Origin of the sequence: Streptomyces sp. NPDC058671 (genome assembly GCF_042716475.1) — a bacterium.
Lineage (GTDB): Bacteria > Actinomycetota > Actinomycetes > Streptomycetales > Streptomycetaceae > Streptomyces.
Map to the genome: position 1 here is coordinate 92,671 of NZ_JBHXSA010000020.1, position 22,844 is coordinate 115,514.

Sequence of the window (22,844 nt, forward strand, 5' to 3'; positions counted from 1 at the left end):
AGGCCCGCCGCCGCCACTCGCCCGTCACCGCGACGCCCGGAAAGGAGGGAGAAAGGGATGACTTCCCCGACCCCCACACCGTCACCTCTCCTCGCGACGAGGTCGGTGGAGATCGACGAGGCGAGCGGGACCGTCGTCCTGCGCGGTCCCGCGTCCTGCTACGTCCTGCGGGTCGACCGCTCCGCCGGGACCGTCCTCCACGTGCACTGGGGCGCGCCGCTGCCCCTCGACGACGCGGTCGCCCTGCCGGTCTGGGCCGACCACGACAACAGCTTCGCCGGGCGCTGGGACGGCGTCGAGGAGTACCCGGTGGAGGGCGGTGCCCGCTTCGGCGCTCCCGCGCTGGAGGTGCGTTTCGCCGACGGCAGCAGCCCGGTCGAGCCCCGTGTCGACGCCGTCTCCACCCCCGGGGAGGGCCATCTGGTCGTCCTCCTGCGGGACCGCGTCCGGCCCCTGGCGTGGGAACTGCACTACCGGCTCCCCTCGGGTGGTGACGTCCTGGAGCGGTGGACGGTGTTCCGGCACACGGGGGCTCCGGGAGACGCTCCGATCCTGCTCACGCGTTACGCGTCGGCCCACTGGCCGCTGCCCCACCGCACGGGATGGCGACTCGGCGCCGTACACGGCGGATGGGCGGCGGAGAGCCGCTGGGAACGGACGGGCCTGGCGGCAGGGGAGACCGTCCTCGGCAGCCGCCGCGGGCACACGGGGCACCAGGCCGGTCCCTGGGTCTCTCTGGACGCGGGGGACGCCGGCGAGGAGCACGGCGAGGTCTGGATGGTCGCTCTCGCGACCAGCGGCAGCTGGCGGATCACCGCGCAGCGCACCGCCGCCGGCCGCGTCGGCGTCCTGGCCGCGGAGGGCCACGAGGGCATCGAAGGGGAACTCGGGCCCGGTCTGTGCCACACGACGCCGGTCAGTACCGCGCTGTACGCGGCGGGCGGGTTCGGGGCCGCGAGCCGCGCCTTCCACACCTATCTGCGGCAGCACGTCCTCCCCCACCCCCATGAGGTCCGGCCGGTTCTGTACAACTCCTGGGAAGCGACCGGGTTCGACGTCTCCGAGGACAACCAGCTGGCTCTGGCCACGCGCGCGGCGGCCCTGGGAGCCGAGCTCTTCGTCGTCGACGACGGCTGGTTCGGCGGACGCGACGGCGACCGTGCCGGACTCGGCGACTGGTCACCGCATCCGCACCGCTTCCCCCGCGGTCTTCGACCGCTCGCGGACGAGGTGCACCGGCTCGGCATGGCGTTCGGGCTGTGGGTGGAGCCGGAGATGGTCAACGTCGACAGCGAGCTGTACCGGGAGCACCCGGAGTGGGTGGTGCACCTTCCGGACCGTACCGCCACCGAACTCCGCCACCAGCTGGTGCTGGACTTCGCCCGGCCCGAGGTGACCGACTGGGCGTACGCCTGGCTACGGCAGCTGGTCGCCGACAACAGCGTCGACTTCCTCAAGTGGGACTTCAACCGGTCCTTCACCGAAGCCGGTGCGCACGCGGGTGGTCCTGCCGCGCGCCAGGTCCACGTCACCCACGCACACGGCGTCCACCGCGTGATGGACCGGTTGCGGGCCGACTTCCCCCGGCTGCGCATCGAGTCGTGCGCGGGCGGCGGGGGCAGGGTCGATCCGGGGATCCTCGCCCGCACCGACCAGGTCTGGCCGTCCGACAACACCGACGCCGTCGACCGGCTGGCCATCCACCACGGCTTCAGCCAGGCGTACCCCGCACAGGTGATGTCGGCGTGGGTGACCGACAGCCCGAACCCGCTGACCCGGCGCACGGTCCCGCTCCGGTTCCGGTTCCACTGCGCGATGGCGGGGGTGCTCGGCATCGGAGGTGATCTGACCCGCTGGACACGGCACGAGCTGGCGGAGGCCGCGGACCTCGTGCGGCTGTACAAGGACATCCGCCCCGTGGTCCAGCACGGCCGGCTCCACCGCCTGCTGTCCCCCGGCGACGGTCCGATGACAGCGGTGCAGTTCGTGGACGACGGCGCCGACCGTTCGGTCGTCCTGGTCTGGCGCCCGAGCACCCGGTTCGGGCCGACCGGGACGGCTCTCCGTCTGCGCGGGCTGGAGACCGAGGCCCGGTACCGGGACGAGGACACCGGTGCGGAGTGGTCAGGGGCAGCCCTCCTGGCCTTCGGGCTTCCGCTCCCCGACCTGCCGCAGGGCGACCACGCCAGCGCCGCGGTCCGGTTGCGCCGTGTCGGACGGGCGGGACGTCGCGAACAGGGGCAATGAGCCGGTCGGCGCACCCGTCCCCGCGTCTTCAGGTGCGCCGCGGGGACCTCAGGGTCGTGAGGCGGTCGCCGTCGCAGCTTCAAGGACTGAGCATCCGCGGTCCGGGTGGTCCAAGTGCCCGCACCTGTACAAGGTGCGGGACCGGGACGGGGCCGGGCAGGACGCGGACCGGCCCTTCCCGGCTCACCTATACGCCGCCGCGGGCGTAGCGGTTGACCGGACGGGGCAGGCCATAGTTCTCGCGGAGAGTGCGGGCGGTGTACTCGGTGCGGAAGAGGCCGCGGCGCTGGAGGATCGGCACGACGTGGTCGACGAAGTCGGTCAGGCCGGTCGGCAGGACGGGGGCCATGATGTTGAAGCCGTCGGCGGCTCCCTGAGTGAACCACTCCTCCAGCTGGTCGGCGATCTGCTCGGGGGTGCCGGCGAAGGTGCGGTGACCGCGGCCGGCGCCGAGGCGGGCGATCAGCTCACGCAGGCTGAGCCCGTCGCGCCGGGCGAGCTCGGCGACGAGGGTGAAGCGGCTCTTGTTGCCGTTGATGTCCCGCTCGTCGGGGAGTTCGGGCAGCGGGCCGTCGAGGGGCAGGCCGGTGAGGTCCACGTTCAGCATGCCGGAGAGCTGGGCGAGGCCGTACTCGGGTATCTGGAGGTCGGTGAGCTGCTGTTCCAGGGCCTTCGCCTCGGCCTCGGTGGACCCGATGACCGGGGCGATGCCGGGCAGGACGAGCAGGTCGCTCTCGGCCCGGCCGTACCGGGCGAGCCGGGACTTGAGGTCCTTGTAGAAGGTCTGGCCCTCGGCGAGGGTCTGCTGGGCGGTGAAGACGGCCTCGGCGTACCGGGCGGCGAACTCCTTGCCGTCCTCGGAGGAGCCCGCCTGCACCAGGAGCGGGCGGCCCTGCGGGGAGCGGGGCACGTTCAGCGGGCCGGCGACGCCGAAGTACTCGCCGCGGTGGGCGGCCGGATGGAGCTTGTCGGTGTCGGCGTAGATGCCGCGCTCCTTGTCCAGGACGATCGCGTCGTCCTCCCAGCTGTCCCAGAGCTTGGTGGCGACGTCGAGGAACTCGCGTGCCCGGTCGTAGCGCAGGCCGTGCTCCAGGTGCTCCTCCCGGTTGAAGTTGCGGGCCTCGTCGACGCTGCCCGAAGTGACGATGTTCCACCCGGCGCGGCCGCCGCTGATGTGGTCGAGGGAGGCGAACTTCCGGGCCAGGTTGTACGGCTCGTTGAAGGTGGTGGAGACGGTGGCGATCAGTCCGACGTGCTCGGTGACGGCGGCGATCGCGGAGAGCAGGGTGAGCGGCTCGAACCCGCCGACGGCGTTGTAGCGGGCCTTGCCCCAGAGCGCGACCCCGTCCGCGAAGAAGATCGAGTCGAGCCGTCCGCGCTCGGCGGTGCGGGCCAGCTCCTGGAAGTACCGCAGATCGGTGATCCGCTCGGGGCTGCTGTCCGGGTGACGCCAGGCGGCATCGTGGTGTCCGGCGTTCATCAGGAAGGCGTTGAGGTGGAGGGTCCGGGGCGTCTGGTCGGTCATGGGGGATTCCCTAGGAAGAGGAGGGGACGCGCCAGAGGCTCAGGCGGCGCTCGGCGGTGACGAGGAGCTGGTTGAAGGCGACGCCGATCGCGGAGATCGTGATGATGCCCGCGTACATCTGCGGGATAGCGAAGTTGAACTGCGAGGCGTTGATCAGGTAGCCGAGTCCCGCTTTCGCGCCGATCATCTCGGCGGCCACGAGGACGAGGATGGATACGGCGCCGGCGAGCCGGATGCCGGTGAAGATCGCCGGTACGGAGGCCGGGAGGATCACCTTCTGGAACAGGCGGGGCGTGGAGAGGTCCATCGACCGGGCGAGCCGGATCAGGGTGGGGTCGGCGTTCCGGACGGCGCTGATGGTGTTGAGCAGGACAGGCCAGAGGCAGGCGTAGACGACGATCGACACCTTCGAGGTCTCGCCGATGCCGAGGAGGAGCACGAAGACCGGGAGCAGCGCGAGTGCCGCGGTGTTGCGGAAGACCTCCAGCAGCGGCCCCAGCAGGTCGGCGAGGGGCCGGTACCAGCCGATGAGCAGGCCGAGCGGGATGGCGACGGCCACGGCGATGGCGAAGCCGCCGAAGGAGCGGATCAGGCTGGCCTGGGTGTGGTCGGCGAGCTGGCCGTCGCCGGCGAGCTCCCACCAGGCGACGGCCACCTCACTGACGGGCGGCAGGAAGGTGGCGTCGACCAGGCCGACGCGCGGGGCGATCTCCCAGAGGGCGGTCAGGGCGAGGAGGGCGGCGGTCCGGACGGCGACGGCCTTCAGGCCGCGTGCGACGGCCAGTGCGCCGGACCCCGTACGGGTGGAGACGGAGGCCGGCGCCGCGGCGGGAGCTGCCACGGCTGCCCGGGCCGGGGACGTGAGGACCGGGGCTCCGGCCCGGGCGGTCCCCCCGGCGGTGGTGGTGTCGGCCGGAGCCGGGGACGGGTGGCCTGCGGCCCCGGCGGTGGTGGTGTCGGCCGGGGCCGGGGCTGTGAGGCCCGCGGCCGTCAGGACGGTGGTCTCGGCCGGAGCCGGGGCGGTGTGGCCCGCGGCGCCGGAGGTGGTGGTCCCGGCCGGGGCCGTGTGGCCCCCGGCCGCCAGGGGGGTGGTGTCGGTTCCGGTGGTCATACGGTTGCCGCCTCCTTTTCCAGTTGCTGGGCGCGGGCCACCTCGTCGTGGAGGAGGTTCCAGATCTCGTGCCGGTAGCGGGCGAACTCCGGGCTGGACCGCAGGGCCTCCCCCAGCAGTCCGTCGCGGTCGCCGAAGGAGACCGGGACGACCTCCTTGACCCGGCCGGGCCGGGAGGTCATGACTGCCACCCTCTGCCCGAGATAGACGGCCTCCTCGATGCCGTGCGTGATGAAGACGACGGTCTTGCCGGTGCTCTGCCAGATGCGGCGCAGCTCGTCCTGGAGGGACTCGCGGGTCTGCGCGTCGAGCGCGGCGAACGGTTCGTCCATCAGCAGCACGTCCGGGTCGTACGCCAGCGAACGGGCGATGGCGACGCGCTGGCGCATGCCGCCGGAGAGCTGGTGCGGATGCCGGTCCTCGAAGCCGGTCAGCCCGACCAGGTCCAGGAACTCCTTCGCCCGGGCGGTGCGCTGCCGACGCGGCACACCGGTGGCCTCCAGGCCGAACTCGACGTTTCCCCGGGCGGTGCGCCACGGCAGCAGCGCGTACTGCTGGAAGACGATGCCCCGGTCCAGACCCGGCCCGGTGACCTGCTCGCCGTCGAGCAGGATCCGCCCGGCCGTGGGGGCCGAGAGTCCGCCGAGGAGGTCGAGGAGCGTGGACTTGCCGCAGCCACTGGGCCCGACGACCACGAGGAACTCCCCGCTGCGGATCTCCAGGTCGATGCCGTCGAGAGCGGTGAAGTCCCCGAAGGTCTTGCGCACTCCCTCGAACACGATCTTCGCCATGTCCGGTCAGCCCTTTCCGTAGCCGTTGAACTCGTTCGTGTAGAGGTCGGACGGCGTGAACCGGCCCTTCTCGATCTCGCCGCGCTCGCCGAGCCAGTCGAGCCAGAGCTGGAACTCCTTGTCGGGTATCCGGCCGCCCGTCTCGGCGATACCGAAGGAGCGCCAGTACTGCAGGGCGGTGGTGTCCTCGTTGCGGCCGCGCTTCTCGACCATCTCCGTCATCCGGGCGACGACCTTCTCGCGCGGGGTGGTGCGCGACCACTCGATGGCCTTGGCCACACCCGTCACGAAGGTCCGTACAGTGTCCGGGTTCTGCTTGATGAAGCGTTCGGTCATGATGTAGGTGCCCGCGCTGAACGGGCCGAGCAGCTCCACATCGGTGAACAGCGGGCGGATGCCGCCGGAGGCGACGGCCTTGTCGCGCAGGATGCCGGTGAGCACGCCTACCTCGATCTGCCCGGCACGCAGAGCCTGCTCGGTGTTGACGGGGGGTATGACCAAGGCCTCGACCTTGGCCGCGTCAGCCCTGGAGAGGCCGTTGCGGCTGAGGTAGGTGTCGAGCAACGCCTGATAGTGGGCGCCCAGGGTGTTCATCCCGACCTTCTTGCCGATCAGGTCCCGGGCGGTGCGGATCGGGCTGTCGTCAAGGACGAAGTAGCCGGCATAGGAGTACTGGTCCGAGCCGTAGGAGGAGATGACGGCCTTGATCGGCGCCTTGCCGGCGGCGAGCTTGATGACCGCGCCGTTGAAGGCACTGCCGAAGTGGGTCTGGCCGGTGGCGGCGGACTGGATGTCCTGCGGGCCGCTGGTCGTGTTGCCGACCCATTCGAGCGTGACGTCCTTGAAGTACCCCAGTTCCGCGGCGAGTTCCGGAAGTGTGACCGCACCCACCGAGCCCTGGTACTTCAGGGTCTTGATCTGAGAGCCGGACCCGCCACCGTTGGCGGTGCCGCAGCTCACCGCGGCCGCCGAGATGCCGAGCAGGGTCAGGAACTGGCGTCGGGAGGTGGAGGTCGAGGCGAGGGCTGTGGGCATGACGGGTCCTTGGGGGTACTGGTCGCGGGGGCGGGCTGTGTTACGGGGCGGCGGTCAGCGCGGTGGTGGTGGTGAGCGCCGTGGCGTCCGCGGCGCGCAGGGCGTCCGCGAACTCGTCGACGGCCTGGAAGAGGTCCAGCTCCACCTCGGGCCGCAGTCGGTCGGGGCCGGAGCCGCGCTCGACGGAGGAGTCCAGAACGAACCGGCCGCCGGTGACGTGCCGGGCGCCGAGAGCGGCGAGCACGGGACGCAGGGCGTAGTCGATGGTCAGGACGTGGGCGAGGCTACCGCCGGTGACGAGCGGCAGGACCGTCTTGCCGGCGAGGCCGTCCTGTGGGAGCAGATCGAGGAAGGCCTTGAGCAGTCCGGTGTACGAGGCCTTGTAGACCGGGGTCGCGATGACTATGCCGTCGGCCTCGGCCACGGCGGCCAGGGCCCGGCTGATCTCCGGCTCACCGCGCCGGGCGGAGAGCAGCTCGGCGGCGGGGAGTTCACGGACGGCGAGGTGCGCGGTCTCGAAGCCGGAGTGGGAGAGGCGACGCAGCACTCGGTCGGCGACGACGGCGGTACGGGAGTGGGCGGAGGGGCTGCCGGTGATGGCGAGCAGCTGGGGCACGGGGGGCTCCTTGGGCGTCGTACGGGACGGACGGTCAGGCGTCGGTGCTTGCGGCGGTGCCCGTGGCAAGGGCCGAGGCGCAGGAAGCGATGCCGAACGCCGGGTCCGGGACGCTCGAAGGGCTGAGCAGGCGGGAAGGCTCGCCGTCGGGGCCGACCGGGACGTCGCCGTCGACGGTGACGCGGCGCAGGGTGCGCTCGTGGTCGTCGGAGTCGTCCACGCCGTAGTGCTGGGTGGCACGGTTGTCCCAGATCGCGACGTCGCCGGCCTGCCACTGCCAGCGCACCGTGTTCTCGGGGCTCTCGATGTGGGCCTGGAAGAGTTCTTGGAGGAGGCGGGAGTCGCGGCCGGTGAGGCCCTTGATGCGCTGGACGAAGTTGCCGAGCAGCAGGGTGTGTTCACCGGTCTCGGGGTGGACGCGGACCACCGGGTGCTCGGTCAGGAACTTCGTGGAGGTGAAGACCTCGCGGTACTGCGCCAGGGCCTCGGGCAGCGCATCGGGCTTGAGGGCGGCGTAGTCGTACTCGTTGGAGTGGACGGCGCGCAGGCTATCGGCGAGAGCCCGCAACGGCGCCGGGAGGCCGGCGTAGGCGGTGGCGGTGTTGGCCCACAGGGTGTTGCCGCCGTACGGGGGGATGGTGACGGCCCGCAGGATGGAGAAGGCCGGGTAGGCGGGGACGAAGGTGACGTCGGTGTGCCACTGGTTGGCGCGGGCGCCGTGGTGGGAGTCGATGCCCAGGGCGTAACGGCCGTCCGCGGAAGGGACGGTGGGGTGTGCGACCGGGGCTCCGAGCAGCCGGGCGAAGGCCTCGTGGCCGGCCTCGTCGAGGTGGTCCTGGCCGCGGAGGAAGACGACCTTGTGGGCGAGGAGCGCGGCGCGGATCTCGGCGACGGTGGCGGCGGGCAGGTCTCCGGAGAGCCGTACGCCGCCGAGCTCGGCGCCGATGCGGCCACCGATCTTCGCGACGGTGACGGAGGTGGCTGCGGTCGTGGCAGTGGCAGTGGCAGTGGCCATGAGAACTCCTTTTCAGGGCGGATGAATTGTCTCCGCGGCAGAAGGAATGGAGGTACGGGGCGACCCGACGGGCTGGAGGTGGCGCGGAACGACGCGACGCGGGTACGGGGAGACGGGGAGACGCGCCGGCCGGGCCGCGGCAAGGGGGCCGAGAGGCACCGGTCAGCAGGGGCACGGGGCGGGGCGGCCACCGGGGGCGGGCACCGCCGGGCCGTGGGGGCCTGGAGCAGCCGGGCTCAGGCGCGGCAGGGGGCCGGACAGCGGCCCGGACACCCGCCCGGCGCGGTGCACGGGCCGGGGATGTTGAGCCGCGGAACGAGGAGTGCGTTCGCGGTCATGGCTCGGAGCCTGACAGCGACCCCACCCCCGGTCAACCCCCGCCTAAGACCCTGGGAGGGAGCTCGCCAGAGGTCCCCGAGTACCTCTGTGCACCCCATTTGAGCTGGCGTTTCCCTGCGTCCGACAACGGTGCGCCGCGCCGCTGGGACGGCCGAGAACGATGGCCGGATTTCATGGCCCCGCAATGCGACCGCCACGCCGCCCCGGGGGCACGGCACGATCGGGGGTGACGGCCGGACGGCGGGTGATGCCACCACCGTGCTGCGGGAAGGAAGGCCCGGATGGCCACCACCATCAACGGCTCCGTCGTCACCTCGGCGCTCAGTTCCCACGCCGGTGCCCCCACCAGCCACGACACCGTCGTGGTCTACAACCCGACGAACAGTGCCGTGGACGTGACCCTGCCCGCCGGCACGGGGAAGAAGGTCCTCGACACCCACGGCGCCACGGACTCCACCAGCACCACCGCCGACGGACTCGCCGTCACCGTCTTCAGGAAGCCCTGACCGCCCGCACCCCGTGCCTGTGTGCCGCCCGCCCGGTGCGGCGGCACGCAGGCCCTCCCGAGAACCAGGGCGATCCCGTGCTGCGCTGGACGCCGGGCCTGCTGATCGTCGCCGGCCTTCGGCGATCCCGGTCCGGGAGCCGAGGCCGAGGTCATCGCCGTACCGAGCCGGGTCGCGGGCGGTGACGAGGACAGGACGCGCGCACGGCCGGCGTCCCCTCTCTCATCACCTAGGGTCAGCGCACCCGGCCTCGTGGCTTCAGCGCCACGGGCGGAAGTTCGGGAGCCGGTAGGCGACCCCCGTCGTAGCCTTCCACTTCGCCGAAGCGGGTGGTGGTCATCCAGTCCTCGCGGGCCTGTACGACATCCTCATGGGACCGCCCGATGAAGTTCCACCACATGACGATCTCCTCCTCGAACGGTTCGCCGCCGAGGAGCATCAGGCCGGCGTCCGAGGTCGCGCGCAGGGGGAGTTCGGTGCGGCCGCAGCCGAGGTAGAGCATCGAGCCGGGGAGGACCGGGACGCCGTCGACGTGCGCCTCGCCGGACATCGCCAGGACCGCGTACTCGAAGTCGGGGTCCAGGGGAAGGCTCGTCTCCGTGCCGGCCGTGAGGGCGAGGTCGGCGCCGACGAGCGGGGTGTACGTGGTGCCGGGCGAGGCGGCACCGTCGAGTTCGCCGAGGATCACCGTGGCCGTGAGGCCCGGGGCGGTGACCTGCGGCAGGTCCGCGTGGTGCTGGAAGTGGGGCTCCACATGACGGTGGGCGTCGGGGAGGGCGACCCACAACTGGGCGCCGTGCAGGAGGCGGGCATGCTGCTTGGGGCTCTCCTCCGAGTGGGAGATGGCCCGCCCCGAGGTCATCAGGCCCAGTTCCCGCGGCCGGATCGTCTGGAGGCTGCCCGTGGAGTCGCGGTGCAGGACCTCGCCGTCGTGGAGCCAGCTGACGGTCTGGAGGCCCATGTGCGGGTGCGGCGGGACCTGCATCCCCGGTTCGCCGGCGATGTCGTCGGGGCCGTAGTGGTCGACGAAGGCCCAGGCCCCGACCATCCGCCGGCCCAGGTTGGGGAGCAGCCGACGGACCTCGGTCGACTCGCCGAGCCGCACGTGCCGGGGGCTGAGGAGTTCCCGTACCGGCTCGGCGGCGACGAAGCCGCGGCCGCCGCACACGGTCGGCGTGGCCTGACGATCAAGATTGCTCATGTCGCTCACCCTAATTCTGTCCGGGTTCTCGGGTGGCCTGGCAGCTCCCGGGGAGACGGAGTCGATCATAGTGGAATGTTCAACCATCCCGCCGTGTTGACCGGATCGACCACCTCACAGGGTGGCAGATCCAGAGCGCCGGAAGGTGAGCGCAAGTGAGCGACACGTACTACGAGTTCGGAACGGCCGGCGAGCGGTGGGACCGTGCGCGGTTCTTCTTCGACGCGAAGGAGTACGGAACCGCCGTCCGCATCCTGCGCGGCCTCGTCGCCGAGCACCCGGAGCAGACGGCCCAGCGGCTCCTCCTCGCCCGTGCCTACTACCACTCCGCCCAGCTCTCCCGGGCCGAGACCGAGCTGCGGGCCGTCCTGGACCGCGACCCCGTCGAGCACTACGCCCGGCTGATGCTCGGCCGCACCCTCGAACGCCTGGGACGCGCGGACGAGGCCGCTCCGCATCTGCGGATGGCCGCCGCCATGGCCGGCGAGACGCCGCCGTCCTGACGCGGTCCTGATACCCCCGCGCGGTATATTCCCCAGCCAGGAGGTCCTGGCTGTGCGTACCCACCGAGCGGCACCCGGCGGACGAGCGGAAGGCGCCCTCGCGCACCTTCTGCTCGTCGTCGTGCTCGCGCTCGGCGTGTTCCTCATGCACTCCCTCGGCCACCCCGAGGGTTCCGGCGGGCACGGCGAGACGACCGCCGCCACCGCTGCCGCCCACCACGGCTCCCACGGTGGCGACGGTTTCGACACCCGGCACGAACCGGGCAGCGGCACGGACATGACCACCCTGTGCGTGGCCGTCCTGGCCGGCTGGCTGCTCGCGGGGCTCGTCCGGGCCGCCCTCGGGCGCCGTCCCGCATGGCTCGCCGTCCACCTGGCCCGGCTCACGCCCGCCCTGGGGCCGCACGGCCCACCGCCCCGCCCTCCCGACCTCGCCCGGCTGTCCGTCCTGCGGATCTAGGCGGACCACCGGCGCCTCGCACCGCGCGAGACGTCCTCCGGCCTGCCCTGTCTCCGTCTGTACGAACACCACGAGGTATCACCCACATGCACGCCTTCACCCGTCGCACCGCCCGCGCGCACGCGCTCGTCGCCGCCGCTGCCGGGCTTCTGCTCTCCGCCTGCGGCACGGACGGCGGTACGAGCGGTTCCGGCGCCTCGGGCGGTTCGGACCGCAGCGGTCCGTCCGCATCCGCCTCCCCCGACGCCTCCCCCACCACCACCGCCATCGCCGTCGGCCCCGCGCCCGGCGCCTTCAACGACGCGGACGTCATGTTCGCGCAGATGATGATCCCCCACCACGAGCAGGCCCTGGAGATGGCGGAGCTCGCCGACGGCCGGGCGGAGGACCCGGAGGTCAAGGAGCTGGTCACCGCGATCGAGCAGGCCCAGGACCCGGAGATCCGGACGATGAAGGCCTGGCTGAAGGGCTGGGGCCGGCCCGAGGCAGCCGGTCACGGAACCGACGGCGGACACGGCATGGCCGGGATGATGTCCGACCAGGACATGAAGGATCTGGCCGCCGCCGAGGGCAGGGACTTCGACCGCACCTTCGCCCGGCTGATGATCGCCCATCACGAGGGCGCCGTCGCCATGGCGAAGGACGAACAGAGGAACGGCCGCAACGCCACGGCCAAGTCACTCGCCGACGACGTCGTGAGGACCCAGTCCGCCGAGGTCAACGCCCTCCGGACGATCCTCGAACGGCTCTAGCCCCGCGCGAGTCCCCTGCGTAGGCGGGTACGCCCTCGACGCGGCCCGCCCGCGCGTACACCGGCCACCGGCGGCCCGGCCCTCGCGGCCGGGCCGCCCGGCGACCGTCCCGCCCCGCGCCCCTCTCTCAGCGCTCCACCACGACCTCCCCGCCCACCACGACCGTCTCCGCCACCGTGCCCGGGATCTCGGCCGGAGCGATGCGGAGGATGTCCCGGGACAGGACGACGAAGTCCGCCAGTTTGCCGACCGTCAGCGAACCCCGTTCCTCTTCGAGGAAGTTGGCGTACGCCGAGCCCATCGTGTAACCCTCGACGGCCGCGGCGACGTCGATCGTCTCGCCCGCCGTCCACGCCTCCCCGCCGCCGGGCGGGCGGCGCGTCACGGCGGCGTGGATGCCGACCATGGGGTCCATCTCGGCGACGTTCCAGTCGCTGGACAGGGCGAGGACGGCGCCGGCCGCGCGCAGGCTGCGCAGGGGCCAGGCCTTGTGCCAGCGGTCGGGGCCGACGTTCTCGGCCCAGTCCTGGCCGGGGCCCGCGATGTCCGGGGCCGCGTGCCGGGGCTGCATGCACGCGACGACCCCGAGGGCGGCGAAGCGCGGGGTGTCCGCCGGGTCGAGGCACTCGACGTGCACGATCTGGTGGCGCGCGTCGCGCGGCCCGTTGGCGGCGCGGGCCCTCTCGACGGCGTCCAGGACGGTACGGATGCCCCGGTCGCCGGTCGCGTGGACGAAACACTGGAAGCCCCGCGCGTCGAGGCGGGTGAGCAGGTCGGCGAACTCCTCGGGCGGGTAGAAGGTGTCGCCGCGGTGGTGAGAGCAGCCCGCGTACGGTTCCAGGAGTGCGGCGGTACGCGGTTCCACGACGTCGTCGATGTACAGCTTCAGCGGACCGACCCGCAGCCGGTCGTCGGCGTACACGTCGGCCGCCGCCTCGAACGCCTCCAGGTCCGCTTCGGTCGTACCGCGCGGGTGGAAGAGCGCGGCGACGATCCGGGAGCGCAGCCGTCCCTCGGCGCGGGCGCGGTCGAAGAGGGCCAGGTCGTCGAGGGAGTTCTGGGGTTCGACGACGGTGGTGATGCCGAAGCCGATGGCGTCGTCGAGGCTCCTGGCCAGCCGGCCGTACTGCCGGTCCGGCGACGCCCAGGGGACGCCCAGTTCGCGCAGGGCGCGGTGGCCCTCCCGGGAGAGCCCCTTGACGGCGAAGTCCTTGACGAACCCCGTCGGTTCGCCGGTGGCCGGGTCGGTGACCGCCCGCCCGAAGGCGAGGTCGGTGTGGTCGCGGTCGACACCGAGGCGCTTCAGGGCGGCGGTGTTGAGCCAGGCGGTGTGGACGTCGTAGCTGAGGACGACGGCGGGGGTGTCGCCGGTGGCGGGGTCGAGGTCGGCGGCGGTCGGCATGCGCCCGTCGGGGACGGCGGAGTAGTCGAAGGCCTCGGCCTCGATCCACTGGGCGTCCGGGTGCGCGGTGTGCCAGGCGCGGATCCGGGCGTGGATCTCGTCGAGGCTCCGGGCGCCCGCGAGCTGGACGCAGGCGTCGTCGGAACCGAGCCGGACGTGGTTGTGGGCGTCGACGAAGCCGGGAAGGACGAGCCGTCCGCCGGCGTCGAGGACCCGGGTGCCTGGACCGGTCCAGGCGGCGGCCTCTGTGTCGGAGCCGATCCAGACGATGCGCCCGGCGCGGACCGCGAGCGCCTGCGCTTCGGGGAGGGCGGGATCGACGGTGTGGATCCGGCCTCCGACGAGGACGAGCTCGGCGCGGCCGGGAGCGTGGGCTTGGGCGGGGGTGGGGATCGACGCGGGGGCGGGATTCGGGGTGGCGACGGGGATCGGCGAGGGGGCGGGGGTCGTGGCGGGGGCGGGGGTCGTGCTGTTCATGCGGGGTGACTCCGTGACTGACGTATACGAGGGTGTCGGGAGGGAGGGAGGACGGCTGGCGGTGACCCCGACGGGGGTATCGGACGGCCGTGTGCCGGCAGGAGGCTCAGGGCCCCGCCCGCCTCGCTCGCCCGACCCGTCCCCGCGCGAGGAGCACGTACACCAGGGCCGAGACCACCGCGCCGAGCAGGGTGAGGTCCGCGCCGCCGAGCGGGGCGACGAGGGGGCCCGTCCACAGTTCGGAGTCGCAGGTGAGCGCCGAGAAGAGGAGGCCGGAGAGGAGTGCCGTCACGCCCGCGGGGTGCCAGCCGGAGCGGTACCAGTAGGCCCCGCCCGCGGTCGTGTGCAGCGCGGCGGAATCGTACGTACAGCGGCGGAGCACCATGTCGGCGAGGAAGACCCCGCCCCAGGGGGCGAAGACGATGATCAGGAGGGAGAGGAAGGAGAGGAGCGAGGTGGTGAAGTCGGTGAGGAAGAGGGCGCCGAGGGAGCCGGCGGCGGTCACGGCCGCGCTGATGACGATGGCGCGGGCCCGGCTCCAGGGGATCCCGAGCACCTGGAGGTTCAGGCTCGACGAGTAGAGCGTGATGATCGAGTTGGTGACGGAGCCGCCGAGGACCAGGGCGAGGAAGAGCGGCTGGAACCAGCCCGGGAGCAGACTCTCCGTGCCCGCGACGGCGTCGGTCATGTCGGTCTGCGTCGCGGCTGCCACCCCCGCGATGCCGAGGGCGACGGAGGAGAGGAACCCGCCGAGGGCTCCGCTCCAGGTCACGGCCTTGAGGGAGGTGGTACGCGGGAGATAGCGGGTGTAGTCGGCGGGCATCGGGAGGTACGAGAAGGGGCCCGCGAGCATGACGACGAAGGCGAGGCTCCAGCCGGAGGCGCCGGGTGCAGCGGCGGGGGCGGACGTGTCGGCGCCGGGCAGCACGAGGACGAGCAGGGCGGCGAAGCCGGCGGCGAGGACGTAGGCCATCCAGCGTTCGGCGAACTGGACGGTCGCGTGGCCCCAGAGGGCGACGGCGAAGGTCAGCGCGAGGGTGACGGCGAGAGCGAGGGCGCGGGAGGCGTGGCCGCCGGTCCAGCCGAGGTCGGCGAAGAACGCTTCGAGGGCCAGGGTGCCCACCACGGTGTTGACGATGGTGTAGCCGATGCTGACGATCCAGTTCAGCAGTCCGGCGGGCCAGTTGCCGCGGGGGCCGAAGGCGGCGCGGGAGATGACGAGGGTGGCGGTGCCGGTGCGCACACCGCTGAGTCCGGCCGCGCCGATGGCGAGGAAGGAGAGGCCGCTGAGGACGACGACGGCGGTGGCCTGCCAGAAGGAGAGCCCGAAGGCGACGGCGAGGGCACCGTTGATGACGTAGGTGAAGGTGAGGTTCGAGCCGAACCAGAGCCAGAAGACGTCCTTGGCGCCTCCGTGCCGTTCGGCGTCGGGTATGGGGTCGATCCCGTGCTCCTCGACCTGGAACACCTCGTCCCGGCCCATGGTCACGCGCGCCGTCTCATGTCCGAGCACACCGCACTCCTGTCTTGAATGCCGTTCTAAGTTTTTGAATGACATTCAAGATGTGCGATGAGTTCAGGCCACGTCAAGACCTTCGGAGGTTGCGGTTAGGGTCGATCCCGTACGACGGGGCAAGGCGGCGGCCGGACGGCAGGACGGGGACAGGACGGTGGCAGGGGCGGCACGACGGCGGGACGGGCACGTCACCCAGGAACGGATGCTGGAGGAGGCCATGGCGGCGATCGCCGAGGACGGCCTCGCCTCCCTCACCATGTCGGCGCTCGCGGAGCGGCTCGGCACGAGCGGCGGCCACATCCTGTACTACTTCGGCAGCAAGGACCTGCTGCTGCTCGCCGCGCTGCGGTGGAGCGAGGCGGCGCTCGCCGAGGAGCGCCGCGCGCTGCTCGCCCGGCGGACCACGGCCGAGCGCAAGCTCGACCACTTCCTCCGGCTCTACCTGCCGCGCGGCCCTCGCGATCCGCGCTGGACGCTGTGGATCGAACTCTGGGCCCGCACCCCCGGCAACAGCGCGCTGCGCGAGGCCCAGGAGGAGCTCGACCGGGGGTGGCAGGAGGATCTGGAGGCACTGCTCGCGACGGGCGTCGCGCGGCGGCGGTTCGCCCCGCTCGACCCGGGCGCCCGCGCCTCCGAACTCCTGGCCCTGCTCGACGGGTTGAGCACCCGGGCGGTCCTGGGCCAGGAGTCGGGCCGTGACCCGAGGCCGGCCCTCGACGTGGCGCGCTCGGCCGCGCGGGCACTGGTCCCGGCGTACACGTCCGGCGTCGGCGTCGCATCCGGTGCCGACACCACCCCGCAGGGGGAGCCCGACTGACCGAACGTCAGCCTCGGTACGCCTCAAGGAGCCGCAGCCACGCCTCGCTCAGGGTCGGGTACGATGGGACGGCGTGCCACAGGCGGGCGATCGGGACCTCGCCGACGACCGCGACCGTGGCCGAGTGGACCAGCTCGCCGATGCCGGGGCCGACGAAGGAGGCGCCGAGGACGACCTCCCGGTCGAGGTCGACGACCATCCGGGCGTGCCCGCGGTAACCCTGTGCGTAGAGCCCGGCTCCGGCGACCTGCCCCATGTCCAGGTCCACGGCCCGGACCCGGTGGCCCGCCCGCTCGGCCTCGGCGAGGCTGAGGCCGACGGCGGCCGCCTCGGGGTCGCTGAACACCACCTGCGGTACGGCGGCGTGGTCGGCCGTGGCGGCGTGCACACCCCACTTCCCTCCGTCCAGCTGCTCGTCGCCGCGCGCGCGGGCGGCGATCGCGGCCCCGGCGATACGGGCCTGGTACTTGCCCTGATGGGTCAGGAGCGCACGGTGGTTGACGTCCCCGACGGCGTAGAGCCAGTCGCTGCCGGCGACCCTGAGGCTGTCGTCGACGTCGAGCCAGGAGCCCGGCTTCAGGCCGACCGTCTCCAGGCCGATGTCCTCGGTGCGCGGGGCGCGGCCGGTGGCGAACAGGACCTCGTCGGCCTCCACGTGGTCGCCGCCCTCCAGGACCACGGTCACCGGCCCCGTACCCCCGTCGCGTCCCACCGCGCTGACCTCGACGCCGGTACGGATGTCCGCGCCGCGCGCGGTGAGGGCCTCCGCCACGTGCTCGCCGACGAAGGGTTCCATCCGGGGCAGCAGGCCCCGGCCCCGTACGAGCAGGGTGACCCTCGCGCCGAGGGCCTGCCAGGCGGTGGCCATCTCCACGCCCACCACTCCCCCGCCGACGACGGCCAGCCGCTCGGGCACCCGGTCGGCGCTGGTCGCCTCCCGGCTGGTCCAGGGCCTGGCCCCGGGCAGGCCGGGCAGCTCGGGGAGGACGGCGCGGCTGCCGGCGCAGACGGCGACGGCGTGCCGGGCGGCGAGCACATGACGCTCCCCCTCGGGCCCCGTGACCTCCACCCGGCGGGGGCCGAGGAGACGGCCGTGGCCCCGGAAGACCCGTACGCCGATGGAATCCAGCCAGTCCACCTGGCCGTCGTCCTTCCAGTGGCCGACGACCTCGTCCCGGTGGGCCAGGACTTCGGAGGCGTCCAGGGGACCGTGGACCGCCTCCCGCAGTCCGGCGACCTTCCTGGCGTCGGAGCGGGCGATGGCGGGGCGGAGCAGCGCCTTGCTGGGCATACAGGCCCAGTACGAGCACTCGCCGCCGATCAGCTCACTCTCGACGATCGCGGCACTGAGGCCGGCGGCCCGTACCCGGTCGACGACGTTCTCCCCCACCGGACCCGCGCCGAGGACCACTACGTCGTACTCGTGCTCTTCTTCCACCGTTCGCGTCATGGGTCCCAGTCTGGCCCAGGGGAGCGGAACAGCGCCCGTGACGGGTCCGGCGTTCGCGCGCTCCGGGTGCCGATACAGGCAGTGCCGCGACGGTGGCCGTCGCGATCCCCCGCGGCACGCGGCTCTGTGCCGTTTCCCCTGGTGGCTGGTAACGACGCCGTCTTTGTCCGTTCGGGGGATTAGGCTCGCCATGGGGGCTCCGCGCTCCCGCGCCGTCTCGGGAACCGGCCAAGATGGCATCGTCTATGCAGGTCGGAGGCAGGAAAGCATGAGCACCGTAGAGCTCACCAAGGACAACTTCGACGAGATCGTGAGCGGCAACGAGTTCGTCCTGATCGACTTCTGGGCTTCCTGGTGCGGTCCCTGCCGTCAGTTCGGCCCGGTCTTCGAGGCGGCGTCGGAGCGCCACCAGGACCTGGTCTTCGCCAAGGTCGACACCGAGGCGCAGCAGGAGCTGGCCGCCGCCTTCGAGATCCGCTCGATCCCGACGCTGATGATCGTGCGCGACAACGTGGCCGTGTTCGCGCAGCCGGGGGCGCTGCCGGAGGCCGCCCTGGAGGACGTCATCGGCCAGGCGCGCAAGCTGGACATGGACGAGGTCCGCAAGTCCATCGAGGACGCCAAGGGGAAGTGACCCCGCCACGAGGTACCGGGCCGGATACGGGAGAGCTTCCCGCACCCGGCCCGGTGCTCATCGACCGGTCGACGCCCCGTACCCGGCCCGATGTTCCGTGCCAGGGCGACGGCCCGTAGCCAGCCGCTCGCCCGGGCCCGGCGGACCGGGGGCGCCACATGCCAGTCGCGCCACGGACCAGCCGCGCCCCGCGGGGTCCCCCCACCCCCAGGTCAGCCGCGCGCCGGAGGGCGTACCAGCGCCGTCAGGCCGTAGTCGAGTTCGCGTCCGTCGACGAGCAGCGCCTCGACCGTGCGCGTCTCGGGGTCAATGTCGGCCATGACGCCGTGTCCTTCGTAGATCGGATAGCCCGACTCACCATGCTGTCCGGTCGCCTCGACCACGGCCGAGCGGACGGCGCTGTCGGTCACGGAGGCGTCGCCGCGGTCCTCGACGTGCGAGGGCACCAGCAGGATCTCGAAACGCTTCGGAACTGTGCTCATGATCCGACGCTAGACGTTCAGCTGGACTCCCGCCGGACGACCCGCGAATCCAGCAGGTCACGGCTGAGCGGAGGGGCCTCCGGTTCGCGTACGGCCCGGTCGACCAGTTCGGCGAGTTCGCGGCCGAGCACCATGTCGATGCGTACGGTGCTGAGCCGCGGCCGGAGGAGCCGGCCGAGGAGCAGGTCGTCGGCCCCGATGACGGCGGTCTCCGCGGGCACGTCGACGCCCGCGTCCTGGAGCGCCCGCATCAGGAGCATCGCGTACTCGTCGTTGTAGGCGAAGACGGCGTCGAGGCCCAGTTCGCGCCAGCGCCCGGCGAGGGCCCGCGCCGACTCCTCCTCGTACCGCAGCGGCAGGGGTACGACGGAGGCGCCCGTGCCCGCGACGGCGCGCCGGGCGCCTTCGAGGCGGGGGCCGGAGAACATCGTGAGTCCCGGCTCCTCGGGCGTGACGACGCCGATCGCCCGGCGGCCGGTCTCCACCAGGTGGGTGGCGGCCACCGCGCCCACGCGTCCCTGGTCCATGACGACGGCGTGGGTGCCCTCGACGCCCCCGGTGCCGAGGGTGAACACGGCGCGCGCCCCGGACCGCTTGAGGATCTCGACGCCCTGGCCGGTGAGCTGGATCTCGCCGAGCGAGACCACGGCCACCGGCCGGAGTTCGGCCCAGGCGCGGGCGGCCTCGTCCGCCTCGAGACCGACGCTGCCGTACTGGACGACCGTGTAGTCGAGGCGCCGCAGGGCCCATTGGAACTCGTCGAAGAACCGGCTGTACAGCGGCCCGACCGGGACGTGCGAGGTCGGCAGCAGCACCATCCGGCTGTGGCCGGCGCGCAGGCTGCGGGCGGCCGCGTGCGGTACGTAACCCAGCTCCTCCGCCGCCTCGCGCACCCGTCGGCGGGTGGGCTCGCTGATGCGGACGGCCGAGGTGTTGTTCAGGACGTACGAGACGGTGGCCCGGGAGACGCCCGCGAGACGGGCGACATCGGCGCTGGTCGGGGCCGCGCGCCCGGCGGCGCGTCCGGAGGAGTGTTCGGTTGGCTGGCTCATCGCTCCGGCATCTTCGCAGAACGATCCGGTGCGGGGTCTGGCGGATGGCCGGAATCTGGTGCTACACAGTGCTCACACGCGCCACTGACACGTGTAACCCACTCGCACGATCCACCTCTCGCCCCTCGTCGGGCGATCTCCCCAGGAGGGCACCGTGGCCCTTTCCTCTCCCGGCACCGGCTCGTCCGGCACCGACTCCCCCGGCACCGACGCGACCCCCGCCGGCGCCCCTGGCCCCGACCCGTCCGGTTCCGGCACCACCGCGGCCGGTTCACCCGCGACGGACTCCGGCTCCGCCTCGGCAACCCGGCCCACGCGCGGCCTGCTCCCCCTGCTCCTCGCCGGGAACACCGCCATGTACGCCCTGTACGTCGGCGTCCCCGGCATGCTCCTCGCGCTCCAGATCGAGGACATCGATCCCGCCGGCAAGGTCGCCAACTTCGGCCTCGTCTCCGGTATATCCGCGATCTTCGCCACCGTGTTCAACCCCGTCGCGGGCGCGCTGTCCGACCGCTCGGGCCGCCGCAACCCGTGGATCCTCGCCGGCGGGCTCCTCGCCCTCCCGGTGATGCTGCTCCTCGGCAGCGTGGACACCCTCCTGCTGGTCACCATCGCCTGGTGCCTGGGCCAGGCCGTCATGAACGTCTACCAGGCCGCCCTGACCTCGGTGGTGCCCGACCGGGTGCCCCCGGCCGCCCGGGGCAGAGCCTCGGCGGCCGTCGGCCTCGGGCTCCCCGTCGGCTCGACGATCGGCGCCCTCGTCGGCGCCGCCTTCTCCGAGGACTACCGCACCGGCTACCTCGTCCTCGGCGCGGTCGTCGCGGCCACCACCGTGCTCTTCACGGCCTGCGCGCGCGAGCAGCGCATGCCGGCCCGGGCCCCGCTGCCGGTGAAGGTGCAGATCGCGGCCTTCGGCAGCGCCCTCAAGGACCATGACTTCCGCTGGGCCTTCCTCGGCCGTGCCCTCCTCGTCCTCGGCTACTTCGCGGTGGCCGGATTCCAGCTGTACATCCTCAAGGACCACATCGACCTGCCCGCCGGGCTCGGCGCCGAGGAGGCCGTGGCGGTCCTCATGCCGCTCAACGCGGTCGCCATGGCGGTCTCCACCGTGCTCGGCGGCTGGCTCTCGGACCGGTACGACCGTCGCAAGCTGTTCGTCGGCGCCTCCGCCGCGCTCGCCGCGGTGGCCCTGCTCGTTCCGGCCGTCTCGACGAGCTGGACGGCGATGCTCGTCTTCTCCGTCGTCAACGGACTCGGCTTCGGCTGCTACATGGCGGTCGACACCGCCCTGGTGACCATGGTGCTTCCCAAGGCCGAGGACGCGGCCCGTGACATGGGCGTCCTCAACATCGCCAACGCGGGCCCGCAGATCGTCGCCCCCTTCGCGGCCTCGCTCGTCGTCTCGCTCAGCGGGGGGTACACGGCGCTGTTCCTGACAGCTGCCGTCCTGTCGGTACTGGGGGCGCTCGCCGTCCGCCCCATCCGCAGCGTGCGGTGACCCCTCCTCGCGGTGGCCTCCGGTTCGGCTCGTGCCAGGCCGGCCGGGTCCGGCGTACGGATCGACGTTCCCTTCGTGCCGGTCGGCGGGGCCGGCCTGAGCGGACGAACATCCCTAATTGTGGCCGAACTTGCGTTCCTTGCGGTGGGACGCGTGCTCGACGAGGGGCATCGACGTCCCTCGCGTGGGGGTCTCCGCCGACTTCTCCTTCGCGGCCGCGTCGGTACGGTGCTCATGGCCGCCGGTACGGGCTCCCCGGTTCGTCCGGGTCTGCTTCTTGCCCACGATCGTGCCTCCCGTGACGGGTCTCGGACTGCGGTCCGTATCCCCTCAGCGTGGCATGCGGGCAGGGGGGTCGCATGTCAGAGAGGGCGGCCCAGGACGCGGGTGAAGGCGGCGAGCGTCGGCGTGCCCGACGTCCGGTCCAGGACGGCGAAGACGACCTCCTCGAAGTGCCCGGCGAAGCGCCCGTCCCCCGTGAGCAGCGCCCGGAAGGCGCCCGCGACCTGCTCCGGGTCGTTCTGGAAGACGCCGCAGCCCCAGGCGCCGAGCACGAGCCGCCGGTATCCCCCCACGGCCGCCGTCTCCAGGACGCGCTCGGCCCGGGACGCGAGGGCGGCGGGCAGCCGGTGCGCGAGTTCGGGCGTGCGGCGGCGGACGACACCCGCGTTGGGGGCGGGGGAGGTGAGGAAACCGACGGTGAAGGGGTCGGCGAGGAGGGCGCCCCGGTCGTCGCGGAAGACCGGCACGCGGGGCGAGTGGATGACCCGGTCGCTGTAGAAGACGTCCCGTTCCTCGCGGTGGTGGGCGTAGTAGTCGGGGGCGCGCAGCAGCGTGGTGTGGAGGGCGGAGGCGCGGCAGAGCGCCTCCTCCTGGGCCTGGGCGCCGTTGAGGTAGCCGCCGCCGGGGTTGCGGGCGGAGGCGAAGTTCAGGACGGCGACGGGGCGGGTGGGGTCGGTTCCGGTCAGCCTGCGGGCGGCCGCCAGGCTGCTCTCGCCGGTGACGTCGACGGTGGGGGTGCGGTCGGTGTCGGGGGTGACGGCGACGGGTTCGGGGCCGTGGAGGCGGGTTCCGGCCAGGGCGGCGGTCAGGTCGTCGGTAAGACAGACGGTGCGGCCGTCGGGCGCCCGGTAGCGACCCGCGGCGACGATCTCCTCGGTCTCCCGCGCCATCGCGCGCAGTCGTGCACTCATGCCCCTGAGCCTGATCGTCTCGTCCCGTTCGGCACAACGGGTTTTCCCGGATCCGGCTAGTGCTTCCGGGGGCCCGCATCCTTCCCGGGGCATCGGGGTTGCGGCTGGTTTCGGACGGGCGGGGGCGCGGGGGGCGCGCCCGGACGGTCCGGGGCGCTCTTGCACGCCGCTCGGCGGTGGTTTTAGGTGGAGTCAGCGACTCTCCGGGATCAGTCCCGAGGA

General features: G+C 72.6%; 22 protein-coding genes. 8 read left to right on the top strand and 14 right to left on the bottom strand.

Features of this window, described 5'->3' with window-relative positions; translation table 11 throughout:
• Positions 1–57: 57 nt before the first annotated feature.
• Positions 58–2,247, top strand: coding sequence for an alpha-galactosidase (locus ACFWV2_RS24185; RefSeq protein WP_384407559.1), 2,190 nt, complete (start codon positions 58–60; stop codon positions 2,245–2,247).
• A 187-nt stretch (positions 2,248–2,434) separates the two neighbouring features.
• On the opposite strand, the gene ACFWV2_RS24190 is transcribed toward ACFWV2_RS24185, so the two are convergent.
• The 6 genes from ACFWV2_RS24190 to ACFWV2_RS24215 all read right to left on the bottom strand — a co-directional run bounded on the left by ACFWV2_RS24190 (position 2,435) and on the right by ACFWV2_RS24215 (position 8,340).
• Entirely contained in the window at positions 2,435–3,772 is a 1,338-nt protein-coding gene (locus ACFWV2_RS24190; protein WP_384407561.1) for an LLM class flavin-dependent oxidoreductase, read from the bottom strand.
• A 10-nt stretch (positions 3,773–3,782) separates the two neighbouring features.
• Positions 3,783–4,556, bottom strand: a complete 774-nt coding sequence (locus ACFWV2_RS24195) for an ABC transporter permease (RefSeq protein ID WP_384407654.1) — start codon at positions 4,554–4,556, stop codon at positions 3,783–3,785.
• A gap of 323 nt (positions 4,557–4,879) precedes the next feature.
• Positions 4,880–5,674 carry an ABC transporter ATP-binding protein gene (locus ACFWV2_RS24200; RefSeq protein WP_384407563.1) on the bottom strand — a complete coding sequence of 265 codons (795 nt, stop codon included), beginning with the start codon at positions 5,672–5,674 and terminating at the stop codon, positions 4,880–4,882.
• 6 nt (positions 5,675–5,680) lie between these two features.
• On the bottom strand, positions 5,681–6,709 hold the full coding sequence (locus ACFWV2_RS24205; protein ID WP_384407565.1) for an ABC transporter substrate-binding protein: 1,029 nt from the start codon (positions 6,707–6,709) through the stop codon (positions 5,681–5,683).
• A 40-nt stretch (positions 6,710–6,749) separates the two neighbouring features.
• Positions 6,750–7,325 (bottom strand): NADPH-dependent FMN reductase, encoded by a 576-nt coding sequence (ssuE, locus tag ACFWV2_RS24210; RefSeq protein WP_384407567.1) that lies wholly within the window; start codon positions 7,323–7,325, stop codon positions 6,750–6,752.
• Between the two features lie 34 nt (positions 7,326–7,359).
• The gene (locus ACFWV2_RS24215) at positions 7,360–8,340 is read right to left on the bottom strand and encodes a TauD/TfdA dioxygenase family protein (RefSeq protein ID WP_384407569.1); all 981 of its coding nucleotides are present in this window, start codon (positions 8,338–8,340) and stop codon (positions 7,360–7,362) included.
• Positions 8,341–8,960: 620 nt separating this feature from the next.
• Here ACFWV2_RS24215 and ACFWV2_RS24220 point away from each other — a divergent pair.
• Complete coding sequence (locus ACFWV2_RS24220; RefSeq protein WP_384407571.1) at positions 8,961–9,185, top strand: hypothetical protein; 225 nt, start codon at positions 8,961–8,963, stop codon at positions 9,183–9,185.
• 235 nt (positions 9,186–9,420) lie between these two features.
• Here the strand turns inward: ACFWV2_RS24220 and ACFWV2_RS24225 are convergent, their stop codons facing one another.
• Positions 9,421–10,386 (bottom strand): pirin family protein, encoded by a 966-nt coding sequence (locus tag ACFWV2_RS24225; RefSeq protein WP_384407573.1) that lies wholly within the window; start codon positions 10,384–10,386, stop codon positions 9,421–9,423.
• 155 nt (positions 10,387–10,541) lie between these two features.
• Between ACFWV2_RS24225 and ACFWV2_RS24230 the strand changes: the two genes are divergently transcribed.
• The 3 genes from ACFWV2_RS24230 to ACFWV2_RS24240 all read left to right on the top strand — a co-directional run bounded on the left by ACFWV2_RS24230 (position 10,542) and on the right by ACFWV2_RS24240 (position 12,101).
• On the top strand, positions 10,542–10,889 hold the full coding sequence (locus ACFWV2_RS24230; RefSeq protein ID WP_384407575.1) for a tetratricopeptide repeat protein: 348 nt from the start codon (positions 10,542–10,544) through the stop codon (positions 10,887–10,889).
• A gap of 52 nt (positions 10,890–10,941) precedes the next feature.
• Entirely contained in the window at positions 10,942–11,349 is a 408-nt protein-coding gene (locus ACFWV2_RS24235; protein WP_384407577.1) for a DUF6153 family protein, read from the top strand.
• Between the two features lie 86 nt (positions 11,350–11,435).
• Positions 11,436–12,101 (top strand): DUF305 domain-containing protein, encoded by a 666-nt coding sequence (locus tag ACFWV2_RS24240; RefSeq protein WP_384407579.1) that lies wholly within the window; start codon positions 11,436–11,438, stop codon positions 12,099–12,101.
• A 127-nt stretch (positions 12,102–12,228) separates the two neighbouring features.
• On the opposite strand, the gene ACFWV2_RS24245 is transcribed toward ACFWV2_RS24240, so the two are convergent.
• Positions 12,229–13,980 carry an amidohydrolase gene (locus tag ACFWV2_RS24245; RefSeq protein ID WP_384407581.1) on the bottom strand — a complete coding sequence of 584 codons (1,752 nt, stop codon included), beginning with the start codon at positions 13,978–13,980 and terminating at the stop codon, positions 12,229–12,231.
• Between the two features lie 106 nt (positions 13,981–14,086).
• A complete protein-coding gene (locus tag ACFWV2_RS24250; protein ID WP_384407656.1) occupies positions 14,087–15,463 on the bottom strand; it encodes a purine-cytosine permease family protein in 1,377 nt (458 codons plus the stop codon).
• 187 nt (positions 15,464–15,650) lie between these two features.
• On the opposite strand from ACFWV2_RS24250, the gene ACFWV2_RS24255 reads away from it, so the two are divergent.
• Positions 15,651–16,313 (top strand): TetR/AcrR family transcriptional regulator, encoded by a 663-nt coding sequence (locus ACFWV2_RS24255; protein ID WP_384407583.1) that lies wholly within the window; start codon positions 15,651–15,653, stop codon positions 16,311–16,313.
• A 7-nt stretch (positions 16,314–16,320) separates the two neighbouring features.
• On the opposite strand, the gene ACFWV2_RS24260 is transcribed toward ACFWV2_RS24255, so the two are convergent.
• The gene (locus ACFWV2_RS24260) at positions 16,321–17,763 is read right to left on the bottom strand and encodes a dihydrolipoyl dehydrogenase family protein (RefSeq protein ID WP_384407585.1); all 1,443 of its coding nucleotides are present in this window, start codon (positions 17,761–17,763) and stop codon (positions 16,321–16,323) included.
• Between the two features lie 268 nt (positions 17,764–18,031).
• Here ACFWV2_RS24260 and trxA point away from each other — a divergent pair, with 268 nt between their 5' ends.
• Positions 18,032–18,397 (top strand): thioredoxin, encoded by a 366-nt coding sequence (gene trxA, locus ACFWV2_RS24265; protein ID WP_384407587.1) that lies wholly within the window; start codon positions 18,032–18,034, stop codon positions 18,395–18,397.
• A 212-nt stretch (positions 18,398–18,609) separates the two neighbouring features.
• Here trxA and ACFWV2_RS24270 read toward each other — a convergent pair whose 3' ends face one another.
• Positions 18,610–18,879 (bottom strand): hypothetical protein, encoded by a 270-nt coding sequence (locus tag ACFWV2_RS24270; protein WP_384407589.1) that lies wholly within the window; start codon positions 18,877–18,879, stop codon positions 18,610–18,612.
• Between the two features lie 17 nt (positions 18,880–18,896).
• The gene (locus ACFWV2_RS24275; protein WP_384407591.1) at positions 18,897–19,931 is read right to left on the bottom strand and encodes a LacI family DNA-binding transcriptional regulator; all 1,035 of its coding nucleotides are present in this window, start codon (positions 19,929–19,931) and stop codon (positions 18,897–18,899) included.
• Positions 19,932–20,085: 154 nt separating this feature from the next.
• Between ACFWV2_RS24275 and ACFWV2_RS24280 the strand changes: the two genes are divergently transcribed.
• Entirely contained in the window at positions 20,086–21,429 is a 1,344-nt protein-coding gene (locus tag ACFWV2_RS24280; protein ID WP_384407593.1) for an MFS transporter, read from the top strand.
• Positions 21,430–21,543: 114 nt separating this feature from the next.
• On the opposite strand, the gene ACFWV2_RS24285 is transcribed toward ACFWV2_RS24280, so the two are convergent.
• Both ACFWV2_RS24285 and ACFWV2_RS24290 read right to left on the bottom strand, forming a co-directional pair.
• Positions 21,544–21,714: a hypothetical protein gene (locus ACFWV2_RS24285; protein ID WP_384407595.1), complete on the bottom strand. Its 171-nt coding sequence runs from the start codon at positions 21,712–21,714 to the stop codon at positions 21,544–21,546.
• Positions 21,715–21,791: 77 nt separating this feature from the next.
• Complete coding sequence (locus tag ACFWV2_RS24290; protein WP_384407597.1) at positions 21,792–22,622, bottom strand: TIGR02452 family protein; 831 nt, start codon at positions 22,620–22,622, stop codon at positions 21,792–21,794.
• Positions 22,623–22,844: the final 222 nt, after the last annotated feature.